Annotated in this window: 6 protein-coding genes and 1 pseudogene; 1 reads left to right on the top strand and 6 read right to left on the bottom strand. The window is 37.2% G+C overall.

Annotation, left to right across the window (positions count from 1 at the left end; genetic code table 11):
- Positions 1-29: 29 nt before the first annotated feature.
- Positions 30-704: a hypothetical protein gene (locus tag H735_RS28920; protein WP_020198090.1), complete on the bottom strand. Its 675-nt coding sequence runs from the start codon at positions 702-704 to the stop codon at positions 30-32.
- Positions 705-856: 152 nt separating this feature from the next.
- On the opposite strand from H735_RS28920, the gene H735_RS28915 reads away from it, so the two are divergent.
- Positions 857-1,117 carry a hypothetical protein gene (locus H735_RS28915; RefSeq protein ID WP_020198089.1) on the top strand — a complete coding sequence of 87 codons (261 nt, stop codon included), beginning with the start codon at positions 857-859 and terminating at the stop codon, positions 1,115-1,117.
- Between the two features lie 219 nt (positions 1,118-1,336).
- Here H735_RS28915 and H735_RS28910 read toward each other — a convergent pair.
- From H735_RS28910 to H735_RS28890, 5 genes and pseudogenes are all read right to left on the bottom strand, one after another.
- A pseudogene (locus H735_RS28910) lies at positions 1,337-2,251 on the bottom strand (IS630 family transposase).
- A 226-nt stretch (positions 2,252-2,477) separates the two neighbouring features.
- The gene (locus H735_RS28905; protein ID WP_020198173.1) at positions 2,478-2,795 is read right to left on the bottom strand and encodes a hypothetical protein; all 318 of its coding nucleotides are present in this window, start codon (positions 2,793-2,795) and stop codon (positions 2,478-2,480) included.
- A gap of 81 nt (positions 2,796-2,876) precedes the next feature.
- Complete coding sequence (locus tag H735_RS28900) at positions 2,877-3,185, bottom strand: hypothetical protein (protein WP_020198172.1); 309 nt, start codon at positions 3,183-3,185, stop codon at positions 2,877-2,879.
- 303 nt (positions 3,186-3,488) lie between these two features.
- Complete coding sequence (locus H735_RS28895; RefSeq protein ID WP_020198171.1) at positions 3,489-3,785, bottom strand: hypothetical protein; 297 nt, start codon at positions 3,783-3,785, stop codon at positions 3,489-3,491.
- Position 3,786: 1 nt separating this feature from the next.
- Positions 3,787-4,074, bottom strand: coding sequence for a hypothetical protein (locus tag H735_RS28890; RefSeq protein ID WP_020198170.1), 288 nt, complete (start codon positions 4,072-4,074; stop codon positions 3,787-3,789).
- Positions 4,075-4,238: the final 164 nt, after the last annotated feature.

Here is a 4,238-nt window from a genome sequence, read left to right as displayed (position 1 = left end):
TTAGAAGGTGGTAATTTACTAACGTAGGATTATGATGTTATATCGAATAAAGCGTTTAATCCATTAACTTTATGCTCTAGGTGGCAACGTTTGGCTTTGAATTTATAACTTAAGGTGTCCCCACCACTCATTTGCCTAACAGATACTAATAGTTTAAACGCTGCGCCATTAAAAAACATACCTTGTAAAGCTATGGCTTGTTTATTACGAGTTGCTTGATAGCGTTGCAAATGTTGAACATTAAGATTTAGTTTGTAACCGCGAATGTTTGGCAGGAAAACTTCCTCCGATGCGACCGTGAAAGGAAACTCATCGTCAAAATGACAATCGGTCAAATGACCATATCTTTTGCTGTGTATGTCTGCAAACTCTTGTCCAAAAACAGTAGTGTAGATAGATGGAAATTCTATATTAAGGTTGTGTCCATGTTTACATGCATCTACAGCCGAAAGAATATAAGTCGGATCTGATAGTGCAACCCCCGCTGATTCGACGAAATGTCCAATTAGGTTAAGAATTGCCTCTCTAGACTGGCTTTTTGGTGCGTTGTATGCATCCCAGACTAATGGATCAAATCCATCAGTAATCAACAGACATATTTTTTTTACTAATTCTTTGTCATAGTCACGTTTTGTACTGTGTTTAGAGTTTATATAAAAATAAAAGAAATCGCGATGAATGCTTTGTGGCGTTATGTATTTCATTCATTTATGCCTTTGGTGGTTTTTGAACGCTTGAGCGTGATGTTGTGCCATTTTATGTTTAAAATCAATGAAAACTTATATTTTGATGATGAAAATAGTTGTTTGTTAATTTATAAGTGACGATCTTTTGGTTAGTAAGATAAACTAAAGACATGTCTAATGGTGCAAGAAAAATAATCGCCACCTATATATATAAGTTAACAACACTGAATAGTGAATACCATGCAGTTCATATTATAAATGATAAGGGAACTCATAAGGTTGAGTGGTCGGGGAAAGAACCTGTATTTTCGAATGAGTTTTTGCGTTATATAAAAACTAAGCATGGATTAGAGCCAACAATAAATGGTACTAATGTTAGGTTTGGCTGGATTGATGTAAATATTGAAAGGAGATCAAATGGTGAGAGCTAACTTTTAATTGAAAAACTCAAAGCTCTACACTTTAGTTTATAGAAAGTGATGATCTTTTTAATTCATCTTTACTATATATTTTATTGGCAATTTGGGTTGCTTCTTTCAGGCGTAGATTTTTCATACAAGCTATAGCTGCAACTTGGATAAATCTTTCAACGGTAATGTGTTTCGGCAGTAAGGCTTCTATGTCTACTTCGCTTAGCCTATTATACCCAGTTAACTTGAAGATGCTCGCTTGAACTCCTGAAAATTGTCATTGATTCGAGACAGCAAAGAACCTGCGATCTCTGGAAGAGTCACACTAAAAAAATTCGTCTATTGCTATCTTGAAGTCTCGTTTGCTTTTGAAGTAAACATTATTCCGAGACAAAGCCGCTCTATAGGATTAAGATTTAGGTTGTATGGCGGGAGATAATAAGGCTTATTTTCTAATGGATAGCGCTCTCTCAGTTTGTATAAAAATCGAACAACATTTTCTCTGTTAATACTTTCGTAATGGCCGACAACGGTCGCTCCGATGTCTGATAGGTTTAGTCCCCCAATAAGGTTAAGTCGGCTACGGTTACCTGTCGTTTTTAGGTTTTTATCTTGTCCAGTTCGTATCCAGTTATGCGAGATTTTTGTCGAAAGCGTTGGATGGACAGCATCGATAAAGACTATCGATTCCTCCTTACCACAACTCGCTTTTAGGGTTTCATACGAGTCAACAAACGCTTGCTGTTTATCCTCATCAAACTTGTGTGGGGTACCTGTGGATTGTTTGTAGCTGAAACCGTTGTGATGAAGCCATTTATTCATGCCAGGAACACTGTAGCGTACCTGATAGTGCTCCAGCACATAAGCAACAATTTCGTGTGAATGATGGTATGTATTTTCGGTTAGGTGCTGGAGCAACTCCTGAGTTTGATGGTCAGATAGGTCGCTTTGTGAACCGCCATTTTCAGGCTTGAGCTTATTCGGTTGCCGAACAGTGGATTCATGAATAAGAAGAGCGTCAGCAATTTCCTCGGGACTCCAACCATAACTAGCGTGGATAACCGCTTTTATACGGTCACGAACTCGTCCATCATGAATCGTGCCGTGTTGGTTTTTGAGTGCCTGCTTTTGTTCATTGTTCAGAGTAACTTTCATAGCTGCTAGCATTATCCTCTCTTCGGAGAAAATCAAGTACCTTCAATGATCACCGATATAGTTAACATTTCTTTTATCGCTGGTATGTTATTGGATTTAACTGGAGTGCGATTATTCATGATAGCCACCTTGCGAATGTTCTTTTTGAGCCATTTGATAAGCTTCTAATCTGCGAAGTCCTTGCTCACCAAAGGTGTGGGTTTTCCGTCCGCTGTTAGCGGTTGAGTTACGGGGGAGGGTATTGTCCCGTTAGTATTAATTCTGCTATCGAGTGTAATGCTTTGTTTCTATAAAACTTACCTAATATAAGATAGTCTTCGCTTGCTTCCATGATCACTTCCCATTCATAGCCTTTCAACTTGTTATGGAATATCCAGTAAAAACGAGTCTTACCAATGACAGCTAAGTAATGCGCAGCGCTTAGGTGATAGCCACGTTTCTCAATCTCACGGTTGAGGTAAGCTTCTGCATCTTCCTCCTTAACGTCGCGCCATAGCTCGATAGTCTTGGTGTCAATGATGAACGCGCCAATTTCCTTATCCAATCGTGCCTTAAGTACTATTTAATACTTGGTCTATAAAGGTTTATTCTGACTTTGGTAAAGTACGAACGTTCGCATTTGGTATTAGCTGACTGAACGGCGTACCAGTTGCGGATCGCTGGATTGTCCATAGCTGATTGGAGTATTTCCAGCAAAAGGTTGCTCGTTTGCTTCCGATATAGCCATTGCCGCCAAACCGATCAACGCAACTGCTGCACCTACTTGTGTACCTTTAACTTTAACGTCGTCATACATAAGCACTACACCGCGTTCCATAGACACCATTTTTTTATTCATAGTCAATTGAGTTGGATCTAGTTGTTGTCCGGTGGACTGATAACAAGTTAAAGCGATTGAGGTTGAAATCATTGTTGCTATAAGTAGCTTTTTCATTAATTACCTCCATTGCATTGAGAGGTCTTGGGTAAAGGTATCGCCATGAAATCTTCTATTTGAATAGTGTGTTCTTCTGAAATATTTCTACAGCTAGAACAAAAAGGAATTATGTATAGAAATGGGGCAAAATTTTAATCTGGGCATAAACCGATAGTTACCACTGAACATTCGACTTCTTTTTGAAAACAGGTGACTGATACGCAATAATTTGCCTTTATACCTAGAGTACTTTCCCAATAATCTAGAAGACTTTCGCGGCTGTAGTGCAGTTTTACATTGCTATTTCTTATATACATTTAGTTAGTTGCTCCTAGATGTGAATTGAAAGCAGTAGCTTTGAGAATCAAATATGTGTTCTGTACATAAGCCAAAAGAGAAAGTAATATTATCTTCGATAGCTTTTATATTTACTATTTTTTGTTTGCTGTACAAATCATAAAAAAATTGTATGGTAGTTTGATTTAGTTTTTCTTCGATAGAAAATGAAACATAGTACATGCCATATTCTGTGTATGAATTAAGAACATCAACTGTCAGACATAACCTTTCATTTCTTCGATACTTTTCTAATATTTCTATTTCAATTTTTTCTGACATTTCAACTCTTAGGTATTGGAACGGCAACAAATCGTGAAATCGCAATATCTTGCTTTTCGTCGACAAGAATAAAAATTTTACATAACGGAATAATGTAAGCTGAACTGCCAATTACAACTTCTCTTCCATGCACAGCGCGTTTATTGCAACCTACAACAATACATTCGCTCGCTGAGATATTTAATTGAGTTTCCCAAAAATGTAGCCAAGATTTGTATCCAGTAGGCACGACATTTTGTTGAATTCCTAGTAATTTAATATGCAAAGACTGGCTAATATTTGTTGTCATTATGTCATTTTCCTCAATAATTAAACTTGCATTTAATTATTATAATTCTTTGAAAGTTAATGATATTCTATGGGGTATTTGAAAAATGGAGACCTACAAAATCTTAGATCTCAAAAGTGAGAAAGCTGCTTTGCAGCGGATTTTATTTTCAGCCCTAAACCACC

The sequence above is a fragment of the Vibrio owensii CAIM 1854 = LMG 25443 genome (genome assembly GCF_000817815.1).
In the GTDB taxonomy this organism is placed as follows: domain Bacteria; phylum Pseudomonadota; class Gammaproteobacteria; order Enterobacterales; family Vibrionaceae; genus Vibrio; species Vibrio owensii.
The sequence above is the reverse complement of the archived record's forward strand: the minus strand, read 5'-3'. Positions and strand labels throughout refer to the sequence as shown.

What these genes read in the sequence shown, in the direction of transcription:
- H735_RS28895 (WP_020198171.1), bottom strand. Translation starts at nt 3,785, where the DNA reads ATGTCAGAAAAAATTGAAATAGAAATATTAGAAAAGTATCGAAGAAAT.
- H735_RS28920 (WP_020198090.1), bottom strand. Translation starts at nt 704, where the DNA reads ATGAAATACATAACGCCACAAAGCATTCATCGCGATTTCTTTTATTTT.
- H735_RS28890 (WP_020198170.1), bottom strand. Translation starts at nt 4,074, where the DNA reads ATGACAACAAATATTAGCCAGTCTTTGCATATTAAATTACTAGGAATT.
- H735_RS28915 (WP_020198089.1), top strand. Translation starts at nt 857, where the DNA reads ATGTCTAATGGTGCAAGAAAAATAATCGCCACCTATATATATAAGTTA.
- H735_RS28900 (WP_020198172.1), bottom strand. Translation starts at nt 3,185, where the DNA reads ATGAAAAAGCTACTTATAGCAACAATGATTTCAACCTCAATCGCTTTA.